The sequence below is a fragment of the Streptomyces sp. NPDC093085 genome, assembly GCF_040683935.1.
In the GTDB taxonomy this organism is placed as follows: Bacteria; Actinomycetota; Actinomycetes; order Streptomycetales; family Streptomycetaceae; genus Streptomyces.
The window spans coordinates 142,493-169,016 of the sequence record NZ_JBFBFB010000007.1 but is presented as its reverse complement, the minus strand read 5'-3'; the positions used below and the strand labels follow the sequence as shown (position 1 = coordinate 169,016).

24 protein-coding genes and 1 tRNA gene are annotated in these 26,524 nt (G+C 71.0%); 12 read left to right on the top strand and 13 right to left on the bottom strand.

Annotation, left to right across the window (positions count from 1 at the left end; translation table 11 throughout):
- The first annotated feature begins 195 nt into the window (after window positions 1–195).
- From galT to AB0O07_RS21365, 4 genes are all read left to right on the top strand, one after another.
- The gene (galT, locus tag AB0O07_RS21380) at window positions 196–1,239 is read left to right on the top strand and encodes a galactose-1-phosphate uridylyltransferase (RefSeq protein ID WP_365635549.1); all 1,044 of its coding nucleotides are present in this window, start codon (window positions 196–198) and stop codon (window positions 1,237–1,239) included.
- Complete coding sequence (gene galE, locus AB0O07_RS21375) at window positions 1,236–2,219, top strand: UDP-glucose 4-epimerase GalE (protein WP_365635547.1); 984 nt, start codon at window positions 1,236–1,238, stop codon at window positions 2,217–2,219. The genes galT and galE overlap by 4 nt, the downstream gene beginning before the upstream one ends.
- A gap of 145 nt (window positions 2,220–2,364) precedes the next feature.
- A complete protein-coding gene (galK, locus tag AB0O07_RS21370) occupies window positions 2,365–3,537 on the top strand; it encodes a galactokinase (RefSeq protein WP_365635806.1) in 1,173 nt (390 codons plus the stop codon).
- 330 nt (window positions 3,538–3,867) lie between these two features.
- On the top strand, window positions 3,868–4,872 hold the full coding sequence (locus AB0O07_RS21365; protein ID WP_365635545.1) for a response regulator transcription factor: 1,005 nt from the start codon (window positions 3,868–3,870) through the stop codon (window positions 4,870–4,872).
- 17 nt (window positions 4,873–4,889) lie between these two features.
- Here AB0O07_RS21365 and AB0O07_RS21360 read toward each other — a convergent pair whose 3' ends face one another.
- Complete coding sequence (locus AB0O07_RS21360) at window positions 4,890–5,387, bottom strand: MarR family transcriptional regulator (protein WP_365635544.1); 498 nt, start codon at window positions 5,385–5,387, stop codon at window positions 4,890–4,892.
- Between the two features lie 112 nt (window positions 5,388–5,499).
- On the opposite strand from AB0O07_RS21360, the gene AB0O07_RS21355 reads away from it, so the two are divergent.
- On the top strand, window positions 5,500–6,339 hold the full coding sequence (locus AB0O07_RS21355) for a trans-aconitate 2-methyltransferase (protein ID WP_365635543.1): 840 nt from the start codon (window positions 5,500–5,502) through the stop codon (window positions 6,337–6,339).
- A 114-nt stretch (window positions 6,340–6,453) separates the two neighbouring features.
- On the opposite strand, the gene AB0O07_RS21350 is transcribed toward AB0O07_RS21355, so the two are convergent.
- Complete coding sequence (locus tag AB0O07_RS21350) at window positions 6,454–7,548, bottom strand: HAMP domain-containing sensor histidine kinase (protein ID WP_365635541.1); 1,095 nt, start codon at window positions 7,546–7,548, stop codon at window positions 6,454–6,456.
- Complete coding sequence (locus AB0O07_RS21345) at window positions 7,541–8,335, bottom strand: response regulator transcription factor (RefSeq protein ID WP_365635539.1); 795 nt, start codon at window positions 8,333–8,335, stop codon at window positions 7,541–7,543. The genes AB0O07_RS21350 and AB0O07_RS21345 overlap by 8 nt, the downstream gene beginning before the upstream one ends.
- Window positions 8,336–8,422: 87 nt before the next feature.
- On the opposite strand from AB0O07_RS21345, the gene AB0O07_RS21340 reads away from it, so the two are divergent.
- From AB0O07_RS21340 to AB0O07_RS21320, 5 genes are all read left to right on the top strand, one after another.
- On the top strand, window positions 8,423–9,778 hold the full coding sequence (locus AB0O07_RS21340; protein ID WP_365635537.1) for a peptidoglycan bridge formation glycyltransferase FemA/FemB family protein: 1,356 nt from the start codon (window positions 8,423–8,425) through the stop codon (window positions 9,776–9,778).
- Between the two features lie 141 nt (window positions 9,779–9,919).
- On the top strand, window positions 9,920–10,888 hold the full coding sequence (locus AB0O07_RS21335; RefSeq protein ID WP_365635535.1) for a D-isomer specific 2-hydroxyacid dehydrogenase family protein: 969 nt from the start codon (window positions 9,920–9,922) through the stop codon (window positions 10,886–10,888).
- Window positions 10,889–10,925: 37 nt separating this feature from the next.
- A complete protein-coding gene (gene vanA, locus AB0O07_RS21330; protein WP_365635534.1) occupies window positions 10,926–12,041 on the top strand; it encodes a D-alanine--(R)-lactate ligase in 1,116 nt (371 codons plus the stop codon).
- Between the two features lie 59 nt (window positions 12,042–12,100).
- Window positions 12,101–12,709 carry a D-Ala-D-Ala dipeptidase VanX gene (gene vanX, locus AB0O07_RS21325; RefSeq protein WP_365635804.1) on the top strand — a complete coding sequence of 203 codons (609 nt, stop codon included), beginning with the start codon at window positions 12,101–12,103 and terminating at the stop codon, window positions 12,707–12,709.
- Window positions 12,710–12,924: 215 nt separating this feature from the next.
- Complete coding sequence (locus AB0O07_RS21320; protein ID WP_365635802.1) at window positions 12,925–14,265, top strand: MFS transporter; 1,341 nt, start codon at window positions 12,925–12,927, stop codon at window positions 14,263–14,265.
- A gap of 162 nt (window positions 14,266–14,427) precedes the next feature.
- Here the strand turns inward: AB0O07_RS21320 and AB0O07_RS21315 are convergent, their stop codons facing one another.
- Window positions 14,428–15,141: a DUF5753 domain-containing protein gene (locus AB0O07_RS21315; protein WP_365635532.1), complete on the bottom strand. Its 714-nt coding sequence runs from the start codon at window positions 15,139–15,141 to the stop codon at window positions 14,428–14,430.
- Between the two features lie 366 nt (window positions 15,142–15,507).
- Here AB0O07_RS21315 and AB0O07_RS21310 point away from each other — a divergent pair, with 366 nt between their 5' ends.
- On the top strand, window positions 15,508–15,861 hold the full coding sequence (locus AB0O07_RS21310) for a hypothetical protein (protein ID WP_365635531.1): 354 nt from the start codon (window positions 15,508–15,510) through the stop codon (window positions 15,859–15,861).
- A gap of 45 nt (window positions 15,862–15,906) precedes the next feature.
- Here the strand turns inward: AB0O07_RS21310 and AB0O07_RS21305 are convergent, their stop codons facing one another.
- From AB0O07_RS21305 to AB0O07_RS21295, 3 genes are all read right to left on the bottom strand, one after another.
- Window positions 15,907–16,506 (bottom strand): Uma2 family endonuclease, encoded by a 600-nt coding sequence (locus tag AB0O07_RS21305; RefSeq protein ID WP_365635529.1) that lies wholly within the window; start codon window positions 16,504–16,506, stop codon window positions 15,907–15,909.
- 136 nt (window positions 16,507–16,642) lie between these two features.
- Window positions 16,643–17,338 carry a TetR/AcrR family transcriptional regulator gene (locus AB0O07_RS21300; protein ID WP_365635800.1) on the bottom strand — a complete coding sequence of 232 codons (696 nt, stop codon included), beginning with the start codon at window positions 17,336–17,338 and terminating at the stop codon, window positions 16,643–16,645.
- Complete coding sequence (locus tag AB0O07_RS21295; protein ID WP_365635527.1) at window positions 17,338–18,327, bottom strand: fatty acid desaturase; 990 nt, start codon at window positions 18,325–18,327, stop codon at window positions 17,338–17,340. The genes AB0O07_RS21300 and AB0O07_RS21295 overlap by 1 nt, the downstream gene beginning before the upstream one ends.
- 282 nt (window positions 18,328–18,609) lie before the next feature.
- Between AB0O07_RS21295 and ppc the strand changes: the two genes are divergently transcribed.
- Window positions 18,610–21,339 (top strand): phosphoenolpyruvate carboxylase, encoded by a 2,730-nt coding sequence (gene ppc / locus AB0O07_RS21290; RefSeq protein WP_365635525.1) that lies wholly within the window; start codon window positions 18,610–18,612, stop codon window positions 21,337–21,339.
- Between the two features lie 95 nt (window positions 21,340–21,434).
- Here the strand turns inward: ppc and AB0O07_RS21285 are convergent, their stop codons facing one another.
- The 6 genes from AB0O07_RS21285 to AB0O07_RS21260 all read right to left on the bottom strand — a co-directional run bounded on the left by AB0O07_RS21285 (window position 21,435) and on the right by AB0O07_RS21260 (window position 26,508).
- Window positions 21,435–21,854 (bottom strand): hypothetical protein, encoded by a 420-nt coding sequence (locus AB0O07_RS21285; protein ID WP_365635798.1) that lies wholly within the window; start codon window positions 21,852–21,854, stop codon window positions 21,435–21,437.
- Window positions 21,855–22,103: 249 nt separating this feature from the next.
- A complete protein-coding gene (pth, locus tag AB0O07_RS21280; RefSeq protein ID WP_365635523.1) occupies window positions 22,104–22,700 on the bottom strand; it encodes an aminoacyl-tRNA hydrolase in 597 nt (198 codons plus the stop codon).
- Between the two features lie 134 nt (window positions 22,701–22,834).
- Window positions 22,835–23,425 carry a 50S ribosomal protein L25/general stress protein Ctc gene (locus AB0O07_RS21275; protein ID WP_365635521.1) on the bottom strand — a complete coding sequence of 197 codons (591 nt, stop codon included), beginning with the start codon at window positions 23,423–23,425 and terminating at the stop codon, window positions 22,835–22,837.
- Between the two features lie 324 nt (window positions 23,426–23,749).
- Window positions 23,750–24,727: a ribose-phosphate diphosphokinase gene (locus AB0O07_RS21270; protein WP_365635519.1), complete on the bottom strand. Its 978-nt coding sequence runs from the start codon at window positions 24,725–24,727 to the stop codon at window positions 23,750–23,752.
- A 131-nt stretch (window positions 24,728–24,858) separates the two neighbouring features.
- The gene (gene glmU, locus AB0O07_RS21265; RefSeq protein ID WP_365635517.1) at window positions 24,859–26,328 is read right to left on the bottom strand and encodes a bifunctional UDP-N-acetylglucosamine diphosphorylase/glucosamine-1-phosphate N-acetyltransferase GlmU; all 1,470 of its coding nucleotides are present in this window, start codon (window positions 26,326–26,328) and stop codon (window positions 24,859–24,861) included.
- Window positions 26,329–26,433: 105 nt separating this feature from the next.
- Window positions 26,434–26,508, bottom strand: a tRNA-Gln gene (locus tag AB0O07_RS21260).
- Window positions 26,509–26,524 lie beyond the last annotated feature (16 nt).

The following is a 26,524-nucleotide window of genomic DNA, read 5'->3' as shown; positions in this document are numbered from 1 at the left end:
GCCCCCGATGTCCTGCCGGGCGTGGCCCCCGGCGCGGCTCCGGCGTGTCCGCTCCGGCGTGCCCACCTCTCCTTTCTCTCCTCTCCCTGTCATCCCGTGACGCCTCACCCGTCACGCGCGCCCTTGACCTGTGCTGCCCCGTGGTGTTTTATCGTGTTTGCTTTTGTTTGATTGAGGGTGCGAGGGAGTGCCGTAGTGAAGAAGACGTCGACCCGACTCGCCGACGGCCGCGAGATCGTCTACTACGACTCCCGGGACGACGCCGTACGCGACACCCCCGACCGCCGCCCCCTCGGCCCCGTCGCCACCACCTCCGAGGTACGGCACGACCCGCTGCTCGGGGACTCCGTCGCCATCGCCTCGCACCGGCAGGGGCGCACCTACCACCCGCCCGCCGGGGAGTGCCCGCTCTGTCCCTCCCGGGACGGGCGGCTCAGCGAGATCCCCGAGCCGGAGTACGACGTCGCGGTCTTCGAGAACCGGTTCCCCTCCCTCGCCGGGGACTCCGGGCGGTGCGAGGTCGTCTGCTTCACCTCCGACCACGACGCCTCCTTCGCCGACCTCACCGCCGAACAGGCCGCCCTCGTCCTGGAGGCATGGACCGACCGCACCGCGGAACTCGCCGAACTCCCGCAGGTCGAGCAGGTCTTCGTCTTCGAGAACCGGGGCGCCGAGATCGGCGTCACGCTCGGCCACCCGCACGGGCAGATCTACGCGTACCCCTTCGTCACCCCGCGCTCCGCGCTCATGCTCCGCTCCGTCGCCGCCCACCACGCCGCGACGGGCGGCAACCTCTTCGACGACCTCGTCGCGAAGGAGATGGCCGACGGGGCCAGGATCGTGCTCGACGGCGAGCACTGGGTGGCGTTCGTGCCGTACGCCGCGCACTGGCCGTACGAGGTGCACCTCTACCCGAAGCGGCGCGTGCCCGACCTGCGCGCCCTGGACGAGGCCGCCCGCACAGAGTTTCCACAGATCTATCTGGAACTCTTGAGGCGCTTCGACCGGATCTTCGGCGAAGGTGAACCGCCCACGCCGTACATCGCCGCCTGGCACCAGGCCCCCTTCCGGGCCGCCGGACGCGACGATTTCGCCCTTCACCTTGAGCTTTTCACCATCCGCCGCACTTCCGGCAAGCTGAAATTCCTCGCGGGTTCCGAGTCCGGCATGAGTGTGTTCATCAACGATGTGCCGCCGGAGGCCGCGGCCGAGCGACTGCGAGAGGTAGCGAGCGAGTGAGCGCGAAGAAGTACCTGGTCACGGGTGGTGCGGGATATGTCGGCAGCGTGGTGGCCCACCACCTGCTGGAGGCCGGGCACGCGGTGACCGTGCTCGACGACCTCTCCACCGGCTTCCGCGCCGGGGTCCCGGAGGGCGCCGAGTTCATCGAGGGCCGCGTCCAGGACGCCTCCAAGTGGCTCGACCCGTCGTACGACGCCGTCCTGCACTTCGCCGCCTCCTCCCAGGTCGGCGAGTCCGTCGCGCGGCCCGAGAAGTACTGGGCGAACAACGTCGGCGGCTCCATGGCGCTGCTCGGCGCGATGCGCGACGCCGGTGTACGGAAGCTCGTCTTCTCCTCCACCGCCGCGACCTACGGCGAGCCGGTCTCCACGCCCATCACGGAGTCCGACCCGACCGCCCCCACCAACCCGTACGGGGCCACCAAGCTCGCCGTCGACCAGATGATCGCCGGCGAGTGCGCCGCGCACGGCCTCGCCGCGGTCTCGCTCCGCTACTTCAATGTCGCGGGCGCGTACGCCGCGCGCTCCGGCGTGAGCGCGGGCGAGCGCCACGACCCCGAGTCGCACCTCATCCCGCTCGTCCTCCAGGTCGCCCTGGGCACCCGCGAGGCGATCTCCGTCTACGGCGACGACTACCCGACCCCGGACGGCACCTGCGTACGCGACTACATCCATGTCGCGGACCTCGCCGAGGCCCATCTGCGCGCCCTGGACGCGGCCACCCCGGGCGGGCATCTGATCTGCAACCTGGGCAACGGCAACGGCTTCTCGGTCCGCGAGGTCATCGAGACCGTACGGAAGGTCACCGGGCACCCGGTCCCCGAGGTCCTGGCCGAGCGCCGGGCCGGCGACCCCGCCGTCCTCGTCGCCTCGGCCGCCACCGCCCACGCCCGGCTGGGGTGGACCCCGAGCCGCCCCGACCTGGCGGGCATCGTCACGGACGCGTGGGCGTTCGCGCGCGAGCGGCAGCAGCACTGACGTACTGACGCACTGGCGTACTGAAGACCGGCGTACCGGAAGAAGGAGAAACAGGGTGAGCGAGACCGGCGGCGACTCCGTGGGTACGGCGACGGGGACGGCGGAGGCGCTGGAGGCGGCGGCGGAGGCGGCTTCGGCCGAGGCGGTGGCCGCGTCGGCCGTGGCCGAGGAGTTCGAACGGCTCTACGGCGCCGCCCCCGAGGGCGTCTGGGCGGCCCCGGGGCGGGTCAACCTGATCGGCGAACACACCGATTACAACGACGGCTTCGTCATGCCGCTCGCCCTTCCGCACCGTACCCTCGCCGCCGTCTCCCGCCGTACGGACGGCGTCCTGCGCGTGCACTCCGCCGACATCCCCGGGGGCATCGTCCAGCTCGACGCCGCCGGGGAGTTCGGCGGGCCGCGCTCCGCCGGCGGCTGGGCCGCGTACCCCGCCGGTGTGGTCTGGGCGCTGCGCGCGGCGGGCCACGCCGTGACCGGCGCGGACCTCCACCTCACCTCGACGGTGCCGACCGGCGCCGGACTCTCCTCGTCCGCCTCGCTGGAGGTCGTCACCGCGCTCGCCCTCGACGACCTCTTCGGGCTCGGCCTGAGCGCGACGGAGCTGGCGGTGCTGTCGCAGCGCGCCGAGAACGAGTTCGTCGGCGTGCCGTGCGGCGTCATGGACCAGATGGCCTCGGCGTGCTGCGCGGAGGGCCATGCGCTCTACCTCGACACCCGCGACCTCGCCCAGCGCCAGGTCCCCTTCGACCTGGCCGCCCAGGGGCTCGGGCTGCTCGTGGTGGACACCCGGGTGAAGCACGAACTGGGCGACGGCGCGTACGCGGAGCGGCGCGCCGGGTGCGAGGCGGGCGCGCGGGCGCTCGGCGTACCGGCGCTGCGCGATGTCGCGTACGACGGACTGCCGGCCGCGCTCGACCGGCTGGCCGCGCTGGGGGAGAGCGCGACGGTACGGGCGTACACCCGCCATGTGGTCACCGAGAACGCCCGGGTGGAGCGGGTCATCGGGCTGCTGGACGCGGGCGATGTCCGCGCGGTCGGCCCGGTCCTCACCGAGGGGCACGCCTCGCTCCGGGACGATCTGCGGGTCTCCTGCGCGGAGCTGGACCTGGTGGTCACCTCGGCGACGGCGGCGGGCGCGCTCGGGGCGCGGATGACGGGCGGCGGCTTCGGCGGCTCGGCGATCGTCCTGGTCGAGGCGGAGACGGCGGACGCGGTGGCGAAGTCGGTCACGGAGGCGTTCGCGGCGGCGGGGTACGCGGCGCCCCGGGTCTTCCCGGCGATCCCGTCGCGGGGCGCGCACAGGGTGACGCACTGACGGCTATTCCTCCGGTGGACAAAAACTGCCCAATGAAGGTCACCAGAGGGCAATTAATTGTCGACTCCTGTCTCCATACGGAACATCAGCCTCACCTCAAACGCCGAGGCCAACGAGTTCTGTGAAATTCCTTCCCCTCCCCTCCGACGCCCGTACGCTGATGCACATGCACCGGTGGGGGCCGGTGCTGATCAGGGGTGGAGACAGGCGGGTACGACGCCCGGGGTGGGGTATCAGTCAACACGCGGCGGCGGCCGTGTACTTGGCGTCATCCTCGTATGCCGGGCGTCGTGCCCGCACCGTCCGCTCCCCACCATGAGGGGGTGTCCATTGGTACGTATCCGGGTTCTGGTCGTGGACGACCATCGTATTTTCGCGGAGTCGCTCGCGGCGGCGCTGGCCGCCGAGCCGGACGTGGAGGTCGCCGCGGCAGGCAGCGGCCCCGCCGCCCTGCGCTGCCTCGACCGGGCGGCGGGGGACGGCCGCAGATTCGATGTGATGCTGGTCGACGCGGATCTGGGCGCGGCGCAGGCACTGGCGCCGCCGCAGACGCAGACGCAGGTGCAAACACACATACAGGCGCAGACACATGCGCAGGCACAGGCACAAGTGCAGGCGCAGGCGCAGATGAACGGCCACGCGCACGGCCACCCGCATACCCCTGCCCCTGGCCACGGCCACGGCCACATGGGGCACGCGCGTTCCCTGGGCATGGGCCCGGTGGGCCAGCCCGCCGCGCCGCCACCGCCCGCCGCGCCCGCGCCCTCCCTGTCCGTCCCGTCCCTCCCGGTGGCGCGGGCGGTGCCCGACCACGGCGAGGGCGTACCGGTGGACGGGATCTCGCTGGTCGCCGGGGTCCGCTCGGCCCACGCGTCCGTCCGTACGGTCGTGCTCGCCGAGAAGGACGACCCGCGCCGCGCCGCCCTGGCGCTCCAGGCGGGCGCCTCCGGCTGGGTCGCCAAGGACTGTTCGCTACAGCGGCTGCTCGCGGTCGTACGCGGCGTCCTGCGCGACGAGACCCATCTGCCGCCCGCGCTCCTCACCGGCGTCCTGCGGGAGCTGACGGCCGCGCGCAAGCACCGTACGGAGAGCGAGCGCCTGGTCGAGTCGCTGACGCCGCGCGAGCGCGAGGTGCTCCGCTGCATGGTCGCCGGCCTGGGCAGAAAGGCGGTCGCGGAGCGCCTCTTCCTCTCCCCGCATACGGTGCGTACGCACATGCAGAACGTGCTGGGGAAGCTGGGTGTGCACTCCACGCTCGCGGCGGTGGCGCTGGCCAGGAGGGCGGGGGTCGGCCCGGCCGACCTGATGGACCGCCACATCACCTCGACGGGCTGAGGTACGCGGCCGGCGGATCAGCCCGGGACGTTGTCGAACGGGGCGGTCAACTGGCGCAGCAGCCGGGCCAGTTCGCCCCGCTGGCCGCCGGACAGCTCGGCGAGGATCGCACGCTCCTGGTCGAGCAGTCCGGCGAGCGCCTGGTCCGCCCGGTCCCGGCCCTCGGGGGTGAGCCGTACCAGCACCCCGCGCCGGTCGCTGGGGTCGGGCAACCGCTCGACCAGGCCCTTCTTGGTGAGCCGGTCGATCCGGTTGGTCATGGTGCCCGAGGTGACGAGCGTCTGGGTGAGGAGCTGACCGGGGGAGAGCTGGTACGGGTCCCCGGCGCGCCGCAGCGAGGTCAGCACGTCGAACTCCCACGGCTCCAGGCTGTGCTCGGAGAAGGCGATCCGGCGCGCGCGGTCCAGATGGCGGGCGAGCCTGCTGACGCGGCTGAGCACCTCCAGCGGCTCCACGTCGAGGTCGGGGCGCTCTCGGCGCCATGCCGCCACCAGTCGGTCGACCTCATCCTCCATGGAGATCAGTGTAGAGGGTCCCTCGACATAAAGTCTCTTGACATCAAGATATCAAGGGTGCAGCCTGGGCCCCGAGCGCACCATGCCCAGCCGCCGCACAAGGGACGCCACCATGCCCCAGACCTCGCCCCCCGCCTCCCCCACCTGGGACCCCTCCCAGTACCTCCGCCACGCGGGCCACCGGACCCGCCCCTTCCTCGATCTGCTGGCCCGCGTCCCCGACCTGCCCGCACCACCGGGGGCCGGCCCCGCCATCGCCGACCTGGGGTGCGGCGCGGGAAACGTCACCGCGCTCCTGGCCGACCGCTGGCCCACCGCCCGGATCACCGGCTTCGACAACTCCCCCGAGATGCTGGCGCGCGCGACCGGGGAGTACGCGGGCCCCACGCCCCGCGGCGGCACCCTGGAGTTCCGCGCCGGGGACGCGGCCCGCTGGACGCCCCCGGAACCGTACGGCCTGATCGTCTCCAACGCCGCCCTCCAGTGGGTCCCGAACCACGTCGACTCCCTCGCCCCCTGGATCGCCTCCCTGGCCCCCGGCGGGGTCTTCGCCTTCCAGGTCCCCGGCAACTTCACCGCCCCCAGCCACACGCTCCTGGCCGACCTGTGCGCCACCCCGCGCTGGCGCGACCGCCTCGACCTGCCGGACCTCTCCCGCCCGGGCGTCCGCACCCCCGAGGAGTATCTGACCCGCCTGACGGACCTGGGGTGCGCGGCGGACGTCTGGGAGACGACCTACCTCCACGTCCTGACCGGCGACGACCCGGTCCTCGACTGGGTCAAGGGCACCGCCCTCCGCCCGGTCCTCACCGCCCTGGGAGACGACCCGGCGGCGGCCCACGAGTTCACCACGGCCTACCGCGACCTCCTCCGCACCGCCTACCCCCAGGGCCCCCACGGCACGGTCCTCCCCTTCCGCCGACTCTTCGCGGTGGCCCGCAAGCCCGCGTGAGGAGTCCCCCCGAAGCTCCGCGGGCCGGCCACCGCCGCCACGCCGGGCCGGCCCACCGCCTCCGGACGCGCTGGAGACCCGCCCGAAGGGCCCCGGCGTCCTGCCGCCTCCGGGTCACCCTCTGGGCGGGCGCCTCGTGGGGAGTGCCACCGTGACGCGGAGGCCGCCGGTGGGGCGGGGGGTGAGGGTGAGGGTGCCGTCGTGGGCGTGGGTGATGGTGCTGACGATGGCCAGGCCGAGGCCGACGCCCGGGTGGTCGGAGTGGGCGCGGTCGGTGTGGACGCGTTCGGTGCCGCGCTGGAAGGGTTCGGTGAGGGTCGCGGCGAGCGCGGGGGCGATCGGGGCGCCGGTGTTCTCGACCGTGAGCACGACGGTGGTGGGGCGGACGGCGGTGTGGATCCGTACGGTGCCGTGCTCGGGCAGGTTGTGGACGATCGCGTTCTGTACGAGGTTCGTGGTGACCTGGAGCAGGAGCGCCGCCGAGCCGGTCGCGCGGGCGATGTCACCGCTGGTTTCGAGGGTGACGCCGTGCTTCTCAGCGAGGGGGAGGAGCGTTTCGGCCGCTTCCTCCGCCAGCAGCGACAGGTCGACAGGTTCCGGGGTGAAGGAGCGCTGCTCGGCGCGGCTGAGCAGGAGCAGCGCCTCGGTGAGGTCGATGGCCCGGGTGTTGACGGCGCGGAGCCGGTGGATGAGCTCGCCGGTGTCGTGGGCCGGGTCCGTGCGGGCCACGTCGAGCATCGACTTGGTGATGGCCAGCGGGGTGCGCAGCTCGTGGGAGGCGTTGGCGGCGAACCTCCGCTGCTCGGCGACGTGCGCTTCGAGCCGTACGAGCATGGTGTCGAAGGCGTCGGCGAGTTCGCGGAACTCGTCCCCGCGCCCCGGCAGCCCGACCCGGTGGGCGAGCGACCCGCTCGCGGCCAGCCGGGTGGCGTACGTGATCCGGTTCAGCGGGGCCAGCATACGGCCGGCGAGGAACCACCCGCCCACGAGCCCGAACACCAGCAGGAACCCCATCGTGAGGACCGCCATCGGAGCGAAGTCGCGCACGACGGAGAGCCGGTAGTCGGGGAGGAAGACGAGCCCGATGTGCTTGACGCGGGTCAGGAAGAGCCACCCGGCGATGAGCATCAGGGAACCGGCCAGCATGAGGAAGCCGGTGTAGCTGAGGGTGAGCTTGAGACGGACGCTCGGCCCGGGGAGCCTATCCACGCCCCCGGCCCTCCCGCGCCGAGCCCGGGGGTGTCACGGCGGGCGCCGCGTTGTCGGGCGTCGCGCCGTGGGGCGTCGCGCCGTCGGGCGCCGTTCCGGCGGATGCCGTACCGGACGCAGCCCCGGGCGCCGTGTCGATGCGGTATCCGGCGCCCGGGACGGTGGCGATGATCCAGGGTTCGCCGAGGCGTTTGCGCAGCGCGGAGACGGTGATGCGGACGGCGTTCGTGAAGGGGTCGGCGTTCTCGTCCCACGCCCGGGCCAGGAGTTCCTCCGCGCTCACGACACCGCCCTCCGCCGCGACGAGGACTTCGAGCACGGCGAACTGCTTGCGGGTGAGCGCGACGTAACGCCCGTCCCGGTGCACCTCGCGGCGGAACGGGTCCAGGCGCAGCCCCGCGATCTCCCGGACCGGTGGCCTGCTGTGGGCGCGCCGCCGGTCGAGGGCGCGGAGGCGGAGGACGAGTTCCCTGAGGTCGAAGGGTTTGGTGAGGTAGTCGTCGGCGCCGAGCCCGAACCCGGAGGCCTTGTCGTCGAGCCGGTCGGCCGCGGTGAGCATGAGGATGGGCAGACCGCTCCCGGAGGCGACGACACGCCGGGCGACCTCGTCCCCTGAGGGGCCCGGGATGTCGCGGTCGAGCACGGCGATGTCGTACGTATGGAGGCTCAGCAGCTCCAGCGCGGTGTCCCCGTCGCCCGCGATATCGGCCGCGATCGCCTCCAGCCGGAGACCGTCGCGGATGGCCTCCGCCAGATAGGGCTCGTCCTCGACGATCAGCACACGCATGTCCGTAAGGCTACGAGGGGGCGCGTATCGGCGGCGTATCGAAAACCGCATACGCGCGGGCAACACCGCGCCCCCTTGGCTGACGCCATGTCCTCCAGCGAACCACGACGTACGACGGGGCCGGGTCCGGTCCCAGACGCGGGGCTGCCTTCCGACCGCCTGCCCTCCGGCCACCTGCCGCCCGACCGCCTGCCGCCCGAGCGCCTGCCCTCCGGCCGCCTGCCCCCCGACCGCCTGCCTTCGGGCCGCCTGACCGTCGTACCGATCGCCGCCGCCGAGCACCTGGCGTTCGTACGGGCGCAACGGTCGGCCAGCTTTCTCCAGACCCCGGCCTGGGCCCGCGTCAAGCCCGAGTGGCGCGGCGAGTCCCTCGGCTGGTTCGACGCCCGGCGGCGGCTGGTCGGCGCCGGGCTCGTGCTGCGTCGCCCGGTGCCCCACCTCGACCGCCTCACGCTGGCCTATCTGCCCGAGGGCCCGGTCATCGACTGGACCGGCGGGACCGGCGAGCTCGACGCGTGGCTCGAACCACTGGCGGCGTACCTGAAGGCGCGCGGCGCGTTCGCGATCCGGCTCGGCCCGCCGGTGCGCACGGACACCTGGAGCGCCGCCCAGATCAAGGAGGGCATCGCCGATCCGGCCATCAGGCGCCTGACCGACCTGCCCGGTCAGGGGGACGGCGACCCGGTCGGCGCCCGGGTGACCGCCCGGCTCAGGGCCGCCGGATGGCTGCCGCGGAACCCGGAGAACGGATTCGGGGCCGGCCATCCGCAGTTCAAGTACGAGATCCCGCTGGCCGGCCGGACCGAGGACGACCTGCTCAGGTCCATGAACCAGCTCTGGCGCCGCAACATCAAGAAGGCGGCCAGGGAAGGTGTCGAGGTGACGGTCGCCGGGACCCCGACCGCCGATGAGCCCGCCGGGGCCCCGGCCGCCGGCGAGTCCGCCGGGCACCCGATCGCCGGGGCGGAGCTGAAGGCGTTCCACGACCTCTACGTCCACACCGCCGAGCGCGACCGCTTCACGCCCCGGCCCCTGGAGTACTTCACGACCATGTTCGCGGCGCTGCGCGCGGAGGACCCCGAACGGATCAAGCTCTACCTCGCCCGCCACCAGGGCGATGTCGTCGCCGCAGCCATCCTGGTCCGGGTCGGCACCCACGCCGTGTACGCCTACGGTGCCTCCGCCACGGAGAAGCGCGAGGTACGCGGCTCGACCGCCTGCCAGTGGGCGATGATCCGGGACTCGCTCGCCGCCGGCTGCGACGTCTACGACCTGCGCGGCATCACCCCGACCCTCGACCCCGACGACGCGCAGGTCGGCCTGGTCCGGTTCAAGGCCGGCACCGGGGGCCGGGCGGTGCGGTACGTGGGCGAGTGGGACCTGCCCCTGCGGCCGATGGTCTACCGGGCGTTCGACCTCTATATGAGACGGCGCGCCCGCTGAGCCTGAGCCCCGAGCCAACCGCCCATCAATTCACCGCCGTATATCGCGTATCGCGGTGCCGTCATATCGCCGGTGTAGGGAAAACCGCATACGTCCCCGCAACGCCACACACTCTTGACTGGAGGTATGACCTCTGGAGGCATGACCTACGACAAACCACCCCGCATAACCGTCTATGGATGCGGCCCGGACGAGGCCGCCTTGTTCCAGCGGCTCGCGCCTTTTTCCGGCGTGACGCCGGTGGTCACCGAAGCGCCGGCATCCGAATCCAACTCCGCACTCGCGTCCGGTGGCCGATGCGTCAGCGTCGGCCACAAGGATCCGCTCACCCGGGCCGTCCTCCGCGCACTGGACCGGGCCGGCGTGCGGTACATCTCCACACGGAGCATCGGCTTCGACCATATCGACGTGGAATACGCCGAAAGTCTTGGAATCACGGTCGAGAACGTCGCCTATTCGCCGGACAGCGTGGCCGATTACACGGTGATGCTGATGCTGATGGCGGTACGGGACGCGAAAACCATCATCCATCGGGCGGCCCTGCACGACTACCGGCTGGGTGAGGTGCGCGGGCGAGAGCTGCGCGATCTGACCGTGGGGGTGATCGGAACCGGCCGTATCGGCGCCGCGGTCATCGGCAGACTGCGGGGTTTCGGCTGCCGCGTACTCGCCCACGACCACCGCCCCAAGGCGCCCGTCGACTACGTTCCGCTGGACGCCCTGCTGCGGCAGAGCGACATCGTCACGCTCCACACCCCGCTGGACGCGGATACCCGCCACCTCCTGAACCGGTGCCGTATGGAGCAGATGAAACACGGCGCTCTCGTCATCAATACGGGGCGCGGTGCGCTGATAGAAACCGAGGCCCTGGTCTCCGCGCTGGAAAGCGGCAGGGTGGGCGGCGCGGCGCTGGATGTCCTGGAGGGCGAGGACGGAGTCTTCTACTCCGACCGCCGGAAAAGCCCCGTCGAAAGCAAGACGCTGCTGCGCCTGCAAGAGCTGCCGAACGTACTCATCAGCCCGCACACCGCGTACTACACGGACCATGCCCTGAGCGACACGGTCGAGAACTCCATAGCCAACTGCCTGAAATTCGAGAGCGAGAACTGACATGAAAACGACCCCTGACGCGGAAACGACCCCTGATATGGACAGCACCACCACGAACAGACTGAAGGTAGGGATAATCTTCGGTGGCCGTTCCGAAGAGCACCCGATATCCGTCAAGTCCGCGCAGGAGATAGCCAGGAACCTGGATACGGCGAAGTACGAACCGTTCTACGTCGGCGTGACGAGGGAAGGCGCGTGGAAACTCTGCGCCGCCCCTGATGCGGAGTGGGAGAACGGCCCGTGCCGCCCGGCCATGCTGTCGCCGGACAGCACGGTACGAGGCCTGCTGGTCCAGCTCCAAGCCCAAGCCCAAGAAGAGCACCAGCACCCGAACCCGAACCAGCACCAGATACCGGAATCGGACCGATACAAGACGATCCCCCTGGACGTCATCGTGCCCGTACTGCACGGCAGGCTCGGCGAGGACGGCGCCACGCAGGGCCTGCTGGAACTGTCCGGCATCCCCTATGTCGGCTGTGACGTGCAGAGTTCGGCTCTCTGCATGGACAAGTCCCTCGCGTATGTCGTCGCCGGGAACGCGGGGATCGCCACACCGAATTTCTGGACCGTCCCCCCGGGCGGGACCATCGACCCCGCCCCGCTCATCTACCCGGTCTTCGTGAAGCCGGCCCGTTCGGGGTCGTCGTTCGGCGTGACGAAGGTGTCCCGGGCGGAGGAACTGCCCGGTGCGCTGGAGAACGCGCGGCGGTACGACGCGAAGGTGCTCATCGAAGAGGCGGTCACCGGCAGCGAGATCGGATGCGCCGTCCTGGGCGACGAAGAGGACCTGATGACAGGCGAGGTGGACCGTATCGCCCTCTCCCACGGCTTCTTCCGCATCCACCAGGAGGACGCCCCGGAAACCGGCTCCGACAACTCGACGGCCATCGTCCCCGCCGACATCCCGGCGGAGTCGCGCCGCCTGGTCCAGCAGACCGCCATGGCCGTCTACCGCGCCCTGGGCTGCCGTGGACTGGCCAGGGTGGACCTGTTCCTCACGGAGAGGGGAGCGGTGGTCCTCAACGAGGTCAACACCTTCCCCGGTATGACCTCGTACAGCCGCTACCCGAGAATGATGGCCGCGGCGGGCGTCCCGCTCGGCGAGGTGATCGACCGCACGATAGCGCTGGCACTGAACCGGAAACCCCGATGACTCCGGAAACCCCGATGTCCCCGACGAAGCCCCCGAAATCCCTGAAGCCCCTGATAACCCTGAGGGAAGACTTCGTCTTCATCGACGAGATGGCCCCCGGCATCCGCTGGGACGCCAAGTACGCCACCTGGGACAACTTCACCGGCAAGCCCGTGGACGGCTATCTGGCCAACCGCATCGTCGGCACCCGGGCCCTGTGCGCGGCGCTGGAACGAGCACGGCAGAAGGCCGCGTCCCTGGGCTTCGGCCTCCTGCTCTGGGACGGCTACCGCCCCCAGCGCGCCGTCGACTGCTTCCTGCGCTGGTCACGACAGCCGGAGGACGGCCGGACGAAGTCACGGCACTACCCGAACATCGCCAGAGCCGAGATGTTCGAGCAAGGCTACGTAGCCACCAGATCGGGCCACAGCCGGGGCAGCACCGTGGACCTGACGCTCTACGACCTGACCACGGGCGGACTCACCCCCATGGGCGGCGGCCACGACCTGATGGACGTCATCTCCCACCACGGAGCGGAAGGCATCACACGGACCGAGACCACGAACCGCCAACACCTCCGGACCATCATGGAGGCCTGCGGTTTCCACGCGTACGCCTGCGAATGGTGGCACTACACCCTCACATCCGAACCGTACCCGGACACCTATTTCAACTTCCCCATCACCTGACCGCCCCGCCCCGCCCCGGACGGCACACCGCCTCCCCGCCCACCCCCGCGACGCGGTGGCCACGTAAATCCGTCGCTCGTGAGGGTGCGGTGTGCGTAGGGTCGGCGCCCGTGACCGCTGACCCGATCCGTTCGCCCGGCAACTCAACTGGACCTGCAAGCAAGCCTGTTGAAGGCGAGGGGCCCGCCGCCGAACCGCCGGGCGGCGCGCCGGGGCTGTTCTCCGGGACGTTCCGGGGCGCCACCTGCTGCTTCGCCGCGGTGATGTTCCTGACCGGGCTCGCCGCGCTCGCGGTCGTCCCCACGCTGCCGACGGCCGTACGGGACCTGGACGGTGTGGCGCTCTATCCGCTGGTCGCGGGGTGCTTCGTGGCGGCGGGTCTGCTCGGCGGGGTGCTGGGCGGGCAGTGGGCGGACCGGGCCGGGGCCCGACGGCCGCTGGCGGCGGGCATGGTGCTGGCCGTGGTCACCCTGCTGGTCTCCGGGGCCAGCGCATCGGTCTGGCAGTTGGCGGCCGGGCGCTTTCTGGACGGGCTGGCGGGCGGGATGGTCGCGGTGGCGATCAACACGGCCATCGGGCAGGCGTACCCGGAGCGGCTGCGGCCCCGCGCGCTGGCGCTGATGAGCACGTGCTGGATCGTTCCGTCCCTGGTCGGGCCCCCGCTCGCCGGGCTGATCGCGGAGTGGTCGTCCTGGCGGGCGGTGTTCTTCGGCCTGGCCGCGCTCACCGCGCTGCCGGCGCTGGTCGTGGTCGCCGTACTGCGGGGCCCGGCGTGGCCGGCCGGTCCCGGATCCGCGGGGGAGCGGGCGCCGCGCCCGGTACTGCTGGTCGCGGTGGCGGTGAGCGTGGGCGCGGCCCTGGGGCAGTACGGGGTCTCGGGGTGGGACGCGCGCCATCTGCCGTACGCGGCGGGCGGGTTCGCGCTGCTCGCGGCGTTCGCGTACCGGCTGCTCCCGCCGGCGACCTGGCGGGCGGCGCGCGGCCTGCCCGCCACGGTGCTGCTCCGCGGCCTGGGCTCGGGGGTCTTCTTCACGCTGGAGGCGTACGTACCTCTGCTGCTCGTCACCGAACGCGGCGCCAGGCCGCCGGTGATCGGCCTGGCCTTCACCGGGGCCGCGCTCGCCTGGGCGGGCTCCTCCTGGGTACAGGGCCGGCTGCCGGCGCACCGCCCGCGCCACCACCTGGTCCTGGCCGGTGCGCTGATCCAGGCGGTGGCGGTCGGGCTCGCGGTCACCGGGACGCTGCCGGGGACGCCCGCGTACACCGCCGCCTCCGCCATGGTCGTCGCGGCCGTCGGGATGGGCCTGTACGCCCCGTCCCTCACCCTGCTCTCCCTCACCCACAGCCCGCCCGGCCAACAGGGCTACGCCAGTGGCGCGATGCAGACCACGCAGAACCTCGGGCAGATCACGGTGCTCGCCGTCGCCTCCGCCGCCCTCAACGCCACACTCGCTCTGGGCTCCCCCGCCCCGGCCGCCTACGCCGCCGCCTTCGCCCTGCTCCTCGCCCCCTGCGCCCTGGCGGCCCTGCTGTCCCCCCGTACCGCCGCATGCTGACCCCGCCGCCCCCCTTTGCTCCGGCCCCCCGATCCGGATGCCCCTCCCCCCCCGCGATGAACAGCACCTCGCCCAGCGCGGTCCCATGGGACGGTGCCGGTCTCGATGAACTCGCGGTGGGTCTCGGCCTCCCGGAAGGAGGCGTAGCCCCGCCCGTGCGGGCTATCGCGCGTCGAGCATGCGGCCCGCTCGGGCGATGACGTGGCGGGCATCGGCTCCATAGACGGCGGACTCGTTCAGCGTGTCCCACACCCTGGCGTAGGTGGTGAGGCTGGCGCGGTCGTCCACCCACAGTTCCGCATGCCAGTCCTCGGTGATGACGAGCCGGTCGTCGAGGATCCAGAAACCGTTGGCCGGCGGGATCTTGAGCGGGGCCCCCAGGGGGATGATCCCCAGCTCCACCGTGTCCATGCCGATCACTCCGGTCAGCCTGTCGAGTTGGGCCGCGAGCACGGAAGGCGGGCAGACCTGGGCGTGCAGCGCGGCCTCCCACATGATGATCTTGTATTTGTTCCCCGCCTCGTAGAGACCGGCCTGCCGTTTTATGCGGGCCCGGACGGCGTCTTCGGTATCACGCGGTGAGCGGCGCAGGTCCGCGTAGCGGCTGAAGACATGCCGTGCGTAGTCGGCGGTCTGGAGGGAACCCACGACCATCGCCCCCTCCCAGGCGCGGAAGGTACGGGTCCGGTCGAACTCGGTGTTGATGGTCTCCTGAACGGGCTTGTGCCCGTAGGCGAGCTGTCGCCGCCAGGAACGGACATGGGATTCGAGACCCGCCAGACGGGAGATCAGCTCCTCACTGATCCCGGGCTGCTCCGTGGCCGTCGCCCACTGCCGCAGCTCCTCCGCCGTGGCCGTCTGCTTGCCGTTCTCCACGGGCGGCCCGTGCTGAACTTCAGGCGCTGTTCCCCGACACCGCCGTCTCGGCGGCCCCGAAGTGCCTGCCCGATTGCAACCCGTCGTTCGAATCGTGCAGTCCCCAGACGGCGTGCGCACCCGATGCGGCCTGCGGACCCACGAACGGCGACGGTGGTGGCGGGGGCGGTGACAGCGGTGGCGGACAGCGGGCCGTGTCGTATCCGCGTGGCCCCGTCGGGGCGCCGGAGCGGTCGGTCCGTTACTACAACCCAGAGGTCTCCGGCACCGACTACTGAGGGTGAACTTCCCTCTTTGCGGGCGGGGCGCGATCCGTCGCCGGTAGCGTGGTCACTGTCCGGTCCGGACCGCCAGCACGGAGTTCCCATGGCGAGTGACATTCTTTATCTGGCTCGGCGCGACGCGTACGCCGCGTTCCTCACCGCCGCGGACGCCGAATCCCGGGTCGCCTGGTACCGGGTCGAGGGACGGTACGCCGATGAGGCCGAGGCTCTCGCGGCGGTGGACACCGCGTACGTGGCCACGCGTGCCGCCTTCAATGTCATCGACGTCGAGGGCGTCGGACCGGTCAAGGAGGCGCGGGCCGTGCTGGAGCGCCTGGCGGCGCTGAACAGGTCCGGAAACCGGAACCCGGAGTGGAAGGACTTCAAGGCGTCCCGCGAATCATTCGTCGAGGCGGCGTCCGCCTTTCTGCGGGGCGGGGAGCCGGGACGCGGCTGAGGCGGGGGGGCGACCCTGCCTCAACCGACAGGCTGGTACGAGGGGTCAGAGGGCGTCCAGGGCCTCGCCCGTGATGTCGATGTCGATGGTGAACGGGACGCTGGTCTTGAGGCGGTCGTGGTGGATCCCGGTGAGTGCGTACGCCTTGGTCACCGGGTCCAGCTCGTAGACCCGTACGACCGCGTGCTCGTCGGCGCCGGCCATCTCCACCAGCCAGAAGTGCGGGATGCCGGCCGCCGCGTACTTCTGCGGCTTGCTCTCGCGGTCACGGGCCTCGGAGTCCGGCGAGACGACCTCGACGGCCAGCAGGATGTCGGCTGCCTGGAAGCGGGTCACGCTGCGGTTGATCACCGCCTCGGCGCGAACGACGGAGACATCGGGCTCCGGACCGTTGCGGCGGTCGAGCACCACTGTCATCTCCCGGCGTACCTTCACCTCCGGTGGGGCGGTGTGACGCAGGCCGGTCACCAACATATCGATCACAATGCTGTGGAAATCGCGCTGCGGACTCACGAAGACAAGGCTCCCGTCGATCAACTCGGTGTGCGGCGGGAGTCCTGGCAGGGTGAACAGATCGTCCACGGTGTAGCCGTCCTGCGGGGGCACAGGCCACTGGTGCGCGGCCCTGACTGGCTCGGCGGTCATGATTCCTCCCATGGACGTAATGATCGGCCTGCTCTTCCACCGTAGCGGCGGAATCCGGGTTATGTCATCACAATGGGTGACCATCCCCGTAAAGCTGACACCAACGGCGGCCCCGGGTCCCGTGCGCCCCGCCCCCTCACACCTTCCGGTGGCCTATCAGGCGTGGCTTCGGTTCCAGGTTTTCCAGGCCGTGCCAGGCCAGGTTGACCAGGTGGGCGGCCACCTCGGACTTTTTCGGGCGGCGGGCGTCCACCCACCACTGGCCGGTGAGGGCGACCATGCCGACCAGGGCCTGGGCGTAGAGGGGGGCCAGTTTGGGGTCGAAGCCCCGGTTCTTGAACTCCATGCCGAGGATGTCCTCGACCTGTGTGGCGATGTCGCTGATCAGGGAGGCGAAGGTGCCCGTCGACTGGGCCACGGGGGAGTCGCGGACCAGGATGCGGAAGCCGTCCGTATATCTCTCGATGTAGTCGAGGAGGGCGAACGCCGCCTGTTCCAGCAGCTCGCGGGGGTGGCCCGCGGTCAGGGCGCTGGTGACCATGTCCAGGAGCTGGCGCATCTCGCGGTCCACGACCACCGCGTACAGCCCCTCCTTGCCGCCGAAGTGCTCGTACACGACGGGCTTGGAGACCCCGGCCTTCGCCGCGATCTCCTCCACCGACGTCGCCTCGAACCCCTTCTCCGCGAAGACCGTACGGCCGATGTCCAGGAGCTGTTCGCGCCGTTCCGCCCCGGTCATCCGGACCCTGCGGGCCCGCCGGCCCGCCGTGGACCGGGACTTCTCCGTGCTGCCCTGCTTGTTCGTACCGCCGTCGATCGCCACGGTGCCCATCATGCCTTGGCGGGTGCGCTCTTGCGGCGGGAGTCCAGGCGGGCGGTGCTCGGCCAGCGGGCGTCGCTCGCCCAGCCCAGCACCTCGAACCAGCGGATCAGCCGGGCGCTCGAATCGATCTGGCCCCTGAGCACCCCGTGCCGCGCGCTCGTCGGGTCCGCGTGGTGCAGGTTGTGCCAGGACTCCCCGCACGACAGCACCGCCAGCCACCACACATTGCCCGAGCGGTCCCGCGACTTGAAGGGCCGCTTGCCCACCGCGTGGCAGATCGAATTGATCGACCACGTGACATGGTGCAGCAGCGCCACCCGCACCAGCGAGCCCCAGAAGAACGCCGTGAACGCACCCCACCAGGACATCGTCACCAGACCGCCCACCAGCGGCGGAACCCCCAGCGAGACGATCGTCCACAGCACGAACTGGCGCGACACGGCACGGATCGCCGGGTCCTTGATCAGGTCCGGGGCGTACTTCTGCTGCGGGGTCTGCTCCTCGTCGAAGAGCCAGCCGATATGCGCCCACCACAACCCCTTCAGCAGCGCGGGCAGCGTCTCGCCGAACCGCCAGGGGGAGTGCGGGTCGCCCTCCGCGTCCGAGAACTTGTGGTGCTTACGGTGGTCCGCCACCCAGCGGACCAGCGGGCCCTCCACCGCCAGCGAGCCCGCCACCGCGAGCGCGATCCGCAGCGGACGCTTCGCCTTGAAGGCGCCATGGGTGAAATACCGGTGGTACCCGATCGTCACCCCATGGCAGCCGAGGAAGTACATCCCCACCATCAGGCCCAGGTCCAGCCAGCTCACCCCGCCCCACCGCCAGGCCAGCGGCACCGCCGCCAGCACCGCGAGGAACGGCACCACGATGAAGACGAGCAGCGCGAACTGCTCCAGCGAGCCTTTGCTCTCCCCGCCGATCGTCGCGGAGGGTAGCGCGTTCGAACCGGAGGGTGAGGGGTTGGAGGCGTCGTTCAGTACGTCGGGCGGCGTGGACATGGGGATCCCTGGAGTGAGGAGGGGAGTGGGGGGATGGTGATGTGGGAGAGACGCTTGTGGGGGGTAGTTACCGGAGCGGAGAGCGGTCGGTAAATCGGACAGATGGTCGGATAGGGGCACTTAACCTACGGCAACGCAAGTATGGCAGCGCCGAACGACCAGGCAAGAGGCCTGTGGATAACGTCAGGCGAAGGCCACCTATCCTTGGACCGTCGGACAGCGCGGTCCGCGAAGTCTCCAGAACCCTCCAGACGTGCTCAAACACTGCAAGGAGCCGCACCTGTGAGCAGTGCCGACCAGACCTCATCCGCCAGCGCCGAGCTGCGCGCGGACATCCGCCGTCTCGGTGACCTCCTGGGCGAGACCCTCGTACGACAGGAAGGCCCCGAGCTGCTCCAGCTCGTCGAACGGGTCCGCGCCCTCACGCGCGAGAACGGCGAAGCCGCCGCGGAGCTCCTCGGAGACACCGACCTCGAAACCGCGGGCAAGCTGGTCCGCGCCTTCTCCACCTACTTCCATCTCGCCAACGTCACCGAGCAGGTGCACCGGGGCCGCGAGATGCGCGAGCGCCGCGCCGCCGAGGGGGGCCTCCTCGCCCGTACCGCCGACCGGCTCAAGGACGCCGACCCCGAGCACCTCCGCGCGACCGTCCGCAACCTCAACGTACGGCCCGTCTTCACCGCCCACCCCACCGAGGCCGCCCGCCGCTCCGTACTCAACAAGCTCCGCCGGATCGCCGAGCTCCTCGAAGCCCCCGCCCTCGCCTCCGACCGGCGCCGCCACGACCTCCGCCTCGCCGAGTCCATCGACCTGATCTGGCAGACCGACGAACTCCGCGTCGTCCGGCCCGAGCCCGCCGACGAGGCCCGTAACGCCATCTACTACCTGGACGAACTGCACGCCGGAGCCGTCGGCGACGTCCTCGAAGACCTCGTCGCCGAACTCGACCGCGTCGGCGTCGAGCTGCCCCCCGGCACCCGCCCCCTCACCTTCGGCACCTGGATCGGCGGCGACCGCGACGGCAACCCCAACGTCACCCCCGAGGTCACCCGCGAAGTCCTGATCCTCCAGCACGAGCACGGCATCACCGACGCCCTCGAACTCGTCGACCAGCTCCGCGGCCAGCTCTCCAACTCCATCCGCTACACCGGCGCCACCGACGAACTCCTGGACTCCCTCCAGAACGACCTCGTCCGGCTCCCCGAGATCAGCCCCCGCTACAAGCGCCTCAACGCCGAGGAGCCCTACCGCCTCAAGGCCACCTGCATCCGCCAGAAGCTCCTCAACACCCGCGAGCGCCTGGCCCGCAACATCCCCCACGAGGACGGCCGCGACTACCTCGGCACCGCCGAACTCCTCGACGACCTCACCCTCATCCAGACCTCCCTGCGCCAGCACCGGGGCGGCCTCTTCGCCGACGGCCGCATGGACCGTACGATCCGGACCCTCGCCGCCTTCGGCCTCCAGCTCGCCACCATGGACGTACGGGAACACGCCGACGCCCACCACCACGCGCTCGGCCAGCTCTTCGACCGCCTCGGCGAGGAGTCCTGGCGGTACGCCGACATGCCCCGCGAGTACCGGCAGAAGCTCCTCGCCAAGGAACTCCGCTCCCGCCGCCCCCTCGCCCCCACCCCGGCCCCCCTCGACCCGGCCGGCGAGAAGACCCTCGGCGTCTTCCACACCGTCCGCCAGGCCTTCGAGCGCTTCGGCCCCGAGGTCATCGAGTCGTACATCATCTCCATGTGCCAGGGCGCCGACGACGTCTTCGCCGCCGCCCTCCTCGCCCGCGAGGCCGGACTCCTCGACCTCCACGGCGGCTGGGCCAAGATCGGCATCGTGCCGCTCCTCGAAACCACCGACGAGCTGCGCGCCGCCGACGTCATCCTCGACGAGATGCTCGCCGACCCCTCCTACCGCCGCCTCGTCTCGCTCCGCGGCGACGTCCAGGAGGTCATGCTCGGCTACTCCGACTCCTCCAAGTTCGGCGGCATCACCACCAGCCAGTGGGAGATCCACCGCGCCCAGCGCCGGCTCCGCGACGTCGCCCACCGGCACGGCGTACGGCTCCGCCTCTTCCACGGCCGCGGCGGTACGGTCGGCCGGGGCGGCGGCCCCTCGCACGACGCGATCCTCGCCCAGCCGTGGGGCACCCTCGAAGGCGAGATCAAGGTCACCGAGCAGGGCGAGGTCATCTCCGACAAGTACCTCATCCCCTCCCTGGCCAGGGAGAACCTGGAGCTGACGGTCGCCGCCACCCTCCAGGCCTCCGCCCTGCACACCGCGCCCCGCCAGTCCGGCGAAGCCCTGGCCCGCTGGGACTCGGCCATGGACATCGTCTCCGACGCGGCCCACGGCGCGTACCGCAGACTGGTCGAGGACCCCGACCTGCCCGCGTACTTCTTCGCCGCCACCCCCGTCGACCAGCTCGCCGACCTCCACCTCGGCTCCCGCCCCTCCCGCCGCCCCGACTCGGGCGCCGGACTCGACGGGCTCCGCGCCATCCCGTGGGTCTTCGGCTGGACCCAGTCCCGCCAGATCGTCCCCGGGTGGTTCGGCGTCGGCTCCGGCCTCAAGGCGCTGCGCGAGGCCGGGCCCGACACGGTCCTCGACGAGATGCGCGAGCACTGGCACTTCTTCCGCAACTTCCTCTCCAACGTCGAGATGACCCTCGCCAAGACGGACCTGCGGATCGCCCGCCACTACGTCGACACGCTCGTCCCCGACCACCTCAAGCACGTCTTCGAGGTCATCGAGGCCGAGCACGCCCTCACCGTCCAGGAAGTCCTGCGCATCACCGGCGGCGAGAAGCTCCTCGACTCCAACCCGGCGCTCCAGCAGACCTTCGCCATCCGCGACGCCTACCTGGACCCGATCTCCTACCTCCAGGTCTCCCTGCTCGCCCGGCAGCGCGCCGCCGCCGAGAACGGCGCCCCGGCCGACCCGCTGCTCGGCCGCGCGCTGCTCCTGACGGTCAACGGGGTCGCCGCGGGGCTCCGCAACACCGGCTGAGCCCTGGGGAGAGACGGGTACGGGGCCGCCCCTGGCCAGGGGCGGCCCCGTACCCGTATGCGCGTATGCGCGTACGTACGGAACGTATGCGCGGCTCAGAGCGCGAAGAACGTCGCCACCAGCAGCACCCCGCCCGCCACCGCCGCGCCCCACCCCGTCCGCGTCATCCGCAGCCCGCCGCCGATCACCAGCGACGCCAGCAGCAGCGCCCCGCCCAGCGGCACCCACGCGTACAGCAGGCCCCCCGTCCCGGTACGGACCAGCTCACGCGTCCCGGGCTTCACCACCACCGGCACCTCGTCGCCCTTGCGCGCCGCGACCGACTCCGCGATGGTCATCCGCCCCGCCGTACCGCCGGGCCCCTCCGCCACGTACCGCCCCGAACACACCCCGTCCGCGCACGCGGTCACCGTCAGCGTCCCGTGCTCACGACCCTTCGCGAGCATCACATGCTGGGCGTCGTCCCAGGATGTCCACACCCCCGCGACCAGCAGCAGCACCACGACGGCGCCCATCGCCGCCTGACGTCCGAACGAGGCGATACGGGCGGACCGGGCCGACTTCCGCTTCCCCTTGCCGGCACCCTTCTTCCGCTTCACAGGGCTCACAGGGCTCATAGGGCGGGATCCTTGGTCATGGGAACGCGCCAGGTCAACCTTCGAAGGGCGTTACGGGGGCCCATGCGCCCCTTGTCAGGGTTGTGCGTGTCAGAGGGGCAGGGGGCTGCGCGCGTACGAAGTCGTGCGCGTCCCGGACCGTGCGCGTCAGGAGTTGTACATGCCCTGCGCCCGCTCCAGCCCGTCCATCACCAGCGACTCCACCGCGTCCGCCGCCCGGTCGACGAAGTACGCCAGCTCCTTGCGCTCCACCGACGAGAAGTCCTTCAGCACGAAGTCCGCCACCTGCATCCGCCCCGGCGGCCGGCCGATCCCGAACCGGACCCGGTGGTAGCCGGGCCCCATCGCCTTCGTCATCGACTTCAGACCGTTGTGCCCGTTGTCCCCGCCGCCCAGCTTCAGCCGCAGCACCCCGTAGTCGATGTCCAGCTCGTCATGGACCGCCACCACGTGCGCCGTGTCCACCTTGTAGAAGTCCCGCAGCGCGGTCACCGGGCCGCCCGAGAGGTTCATGTACGAGGCGGGCTTGGCCAGCACCACCCGGCGCCCGGCGGGCCCGGGGCCGCCCAGCCGCCCCTCCACCACCTGGGCCTGCGCCTTCTGCGCGCGCCGGTACGTACCGCCGATACGCTCCGCCAGCAGATCGGCCACCATGAATCCGACATTGTGCCGGTTGGCCGCGTACCCCGGTCCGGGGTTCCCCAGACCGACGATCAGCCAGGGGGCAAGGGCATCCGTGGTCATCCGCGCCGTCTCCTCATGAGTGGTGGGCAGGAAAGAGGCAGGAAAGAGTGGTGGGCAGGAAAGAACGGGGTGGCGGGCCCGCAGGCCCACCACCCCGTCCGTACATCCGATCAAGGGATCCGAGGACCCGGCGATCAGGCCTCGGCGCCCTCGGCCGCCTCGGTCTCCTCGCCGGCCGGCTCCTCGGCCTGCGCGGCCAGGACCTGGATGACGACCGCGTCCGCGTCCGTCACCAGCGTGGTGCCCGACGGCAGCGGGATGTCCTTGGCCAGGACGGAAGCGCCCGCGTCCAGCCCCGCGATCGAGACCGTCACGGCCTCCGGGATGTGGGTGGCCTCGGCCTCGACGGTGATCGTGTTGAGGACGTTCTCCAGCAGGTTGGAGCCCGGCGCCAGCTCGCCCTCGGTGTGCACGGCCACCTCGACGGCGACCTTCTCGCCGCGCTTCACCGCGAGCAGGTCGACGTGCTCGATGTGGCCCTTGAGCGCGTTGCGCTGCACGGCCTTCGGGATGACCAGCTCGTTGCGGCCCTCGATGTCCAGGCTGATCAGCGCGTTCGCCGTCTTCAGCGCCATCATCAGCTCGTGGCCCGGCAGGGTGACGTGCACGGTGTCCGCGCCGTGACCGTAGACGATCCCGGGGACCTTGCCGGCGACGCGCGTACGGCGCGCCACGCCCTTGCCGAACTCGGTACGGATCTCGGCGGCGATCTTCACTTCAGCCATGGCTGTCGCACTCCTCGTAGGTGAACCGTGGACCACGGGGGTGACCGTGGATTACGGAGGTAATCGGGCCGTCACCCGGCCACAACGGGCCTGCTACGAAGAGCGCGTCGATAACGGACCAGCCGCACACAGGTGCGGCCTCCCTCGCCGAGCAACTGGAGAAGTCTACCCGGCGGGGAGGCCGCCTCAGAAATCGATCTTCCGGACCCGGGCAGGGTCCGGATCGCTCACGCCGTCACGCCGTCACGCCGTCACGCCGTCACGCCGTCACGCCGTCATGGCGTCGTGGCGTCACGCCGTCACGGCGCCATGGCGTCACGCCGGCTACGCCTCCTCCTCGAAGAGGCTCGTCACCGAACCGTCCTCGAAGACCTCGCGCACCGCCCGCGCGATCGTCGGCGCGATCGACAGCACCGTGATCTTGTCCAGGTCCAGGTTGCCCGGGTCCGGCAGCGAGTTCGTGAAGACGAACTCGCTCACCTTCGAGTTCTTCAGCCGGTCCGCCGCCGGGCCCGACAGGACACCGTGCGTCGCCGTCACTATGACGTCCTCCGCGCCGTGCGCGAAGAGCGCGTCCGCCGCCGCGCAGATCGTGCCGCCGGTGTCGATCATGTCGTCGACCAGCACACAGACCCGGCCCGCGACATTGCCGACGACCTCGTGGACCGTCACCTGGTTCGCGACGTCCTTGTCCCGCCGCTTGTGCACGATCGCCAGCGGCGCGCCCAGCCGGTCGCACCAGCGGTCCGCGACCCGGACCCGGCCCGCGTCCGGGGAGACCACCGTCAGCTTCGTACGGTCCACCTTCCCGGCCACGTAGTCCGCCAGCACCGGCAGCGCGAAGAGGTGGTCCACCGGGCCGTCGAAGAAGCCCTGGATCTGGTCGGTGTGCAGGTCGACCGTGAGGATCCGGTCCGCGCCCGCCGTCTTCATCAGATCCGCCACCAGCCTGGCCGAAATCGGCTCCCGGCCGCGGTGCTTCTTGTCCTGGCGGGCGTAACCGTAGAACGGCACGATCACCGTGATGGAGCGCGCCGACGCCCGTTTCAGGGCGTCGATCATGATGAGCTGCTCCATGATCCACTTGTTGATCGGAGCCGTGTGGCTCTGGATCAGGAAACAGTCCGCACCCCGCGCGGACTCCTGGTAGCGGACGTAGATCTCACCGTTGGCGAAATCGAAAGCCTTGGTCGGCACGATCCCGACACCGAGTTGTTGCGCGACCTCCTCGGCCAACTCGGGGTGGGCGCGGCCGGAGAAGAGCATCAGCTTCTTCTCGCCGGTCGTCTTGATCCCGGTCACAGCACTGTCTCCTCAGACGTGTTGGTGGCCGCCGAGCCGCGCGCGTCCCTGCGAGGCGTCCCTGCGAGCCAGCCGAATCGTGCAGATGTGCAGTTATCACGGTACGCCGTGATCGGTGCGCCTCTTTCCGGTCAGCTTTCGTCCGCACCGTTCGCCGACGTCCCGGCCGGCGTCGCGGCGGCCGACGCCGCCGCCTGGGCGGCCGCGCTCCCCGGACGCTTCCGCGCCACCCAGCCCTCGATATTCCGCTGCTGGCCACGGGCGACGGCCAGCGAACCCGGCGGTACGTCCTTCGTGATCACCGAACCGGCGGCGGTGTACGCGCCGTCCCCCACCGTGACAGGCGCCACAAACATGTTGTCCGAGCCCGTCTTGCAGTGTGAGCCGACCGTCGTGTGGTGCTTCGACTCGCCGTCGTAGTTCACGAACACGCTCGCCGCGCCGATGTTGGTGTACTCGCCGATCGTCGCGTCCCCCACGTACGAGAGGTGCGGCACCTTCGTACCCTCGCCGATCGTCGCGTTCTTCATCTCCACGTACGTACCCGCCTTCGCCCGCACGCCCAGTCGCGTACCCGGCCGCAGATAGGCGTACGGACCCACCATCGCGCCCTCGCCCACCTCCGCCCCGTCCGCCACCGTGTTGTCCACGCGCGCGCCCGCGCCCACGGCCGTGTCCTTCAGCCGCGAGTTCGGTCCCACCTCGCACCCCTCGCCGAGATGCGTCGACCCCAGGAGCTGCGTCCCCGGATGCACCACCGCGTCCTGCTCGAACGTCACCGTCACATCCACGGACACCGACGCCGGATCCACCACCGTCACGCCCGCCAGCATCGCCTCCACCAGCAGCCGCTCGTTGAGCAGCCGGCGCGCCTCCGCGAGCTGGACGCGGTTGTTGATCCCGAGGATCTCCCGGTGGTCCTCCGCGACCGAAGCCCCCACCCGGTGGCCCGCCTCCCGCAGGATGCCCAGGACGTCCGTCAGGTACTCCTCGCCCTGACTGTTGTCCGTACGCACCTTGCCCAGCGCGTCCGCCAGCAACTGGCCGTCGAAGGCGAACACCCCCGAGTTGATCTCCCGGATCGCCCGCTGCGCGTCGGTCGCGTCCTTGTGCTCCACGATCGCCGTCACCGCGCCGCTCGCCCCGTCCCGCACGATCCGCCCGTACCCGGTCGCGTCCGGCACCTCGGCGGTCAGTACGGTCACCGCGTTGCCGTCGGCGGCATGCGTCGCGGCGAGCGCGTTGAGCGTCGCCCCGGAGAGCAGCGGGGTGTCGCCGCAGACCACGACCACGGTCCCGTGCGGTGCGCTCCCCATCTCCCGCAACGCCATCCGCACGGCGTGCCCGGTCCCGAGCTGCGTCTCCTGCCAGGCGGCCCGCACCCCCGGATACGCCCCGGTGAGATGCCCCTCGACCTGCTCCCTGGCGTGGCCCACGACCACGACCAGCTCCCGCGGATCGAGCTCCCGTGCCGCGGAGACGACATGACCCACGAGCGAACGCCCGCAGACCTCGTGCAGAACCTTGGGTGTCCTCGACTTCATGCGGGTACCTTCACCCGCTGCGAGGACGATGACGGCTGCCGGGCGGTTGGCGCTCACGGAGATGCCCTTCGGCTTCGGGTGATGGTCCATCGCAGGATACCGGGGGGTAGTCCGCCGTAAACGAGGACGGGCCCCGACCGAGGAGGTCGGGGCCCGTCCTGATGGCTCCGCCGGCTGGATTCGAACCAGCGTCTCAAGGCTCCAAAGGCCTGCGGGATGCCGCTACCCCACGGCGGAACGGTGGATCACCGCC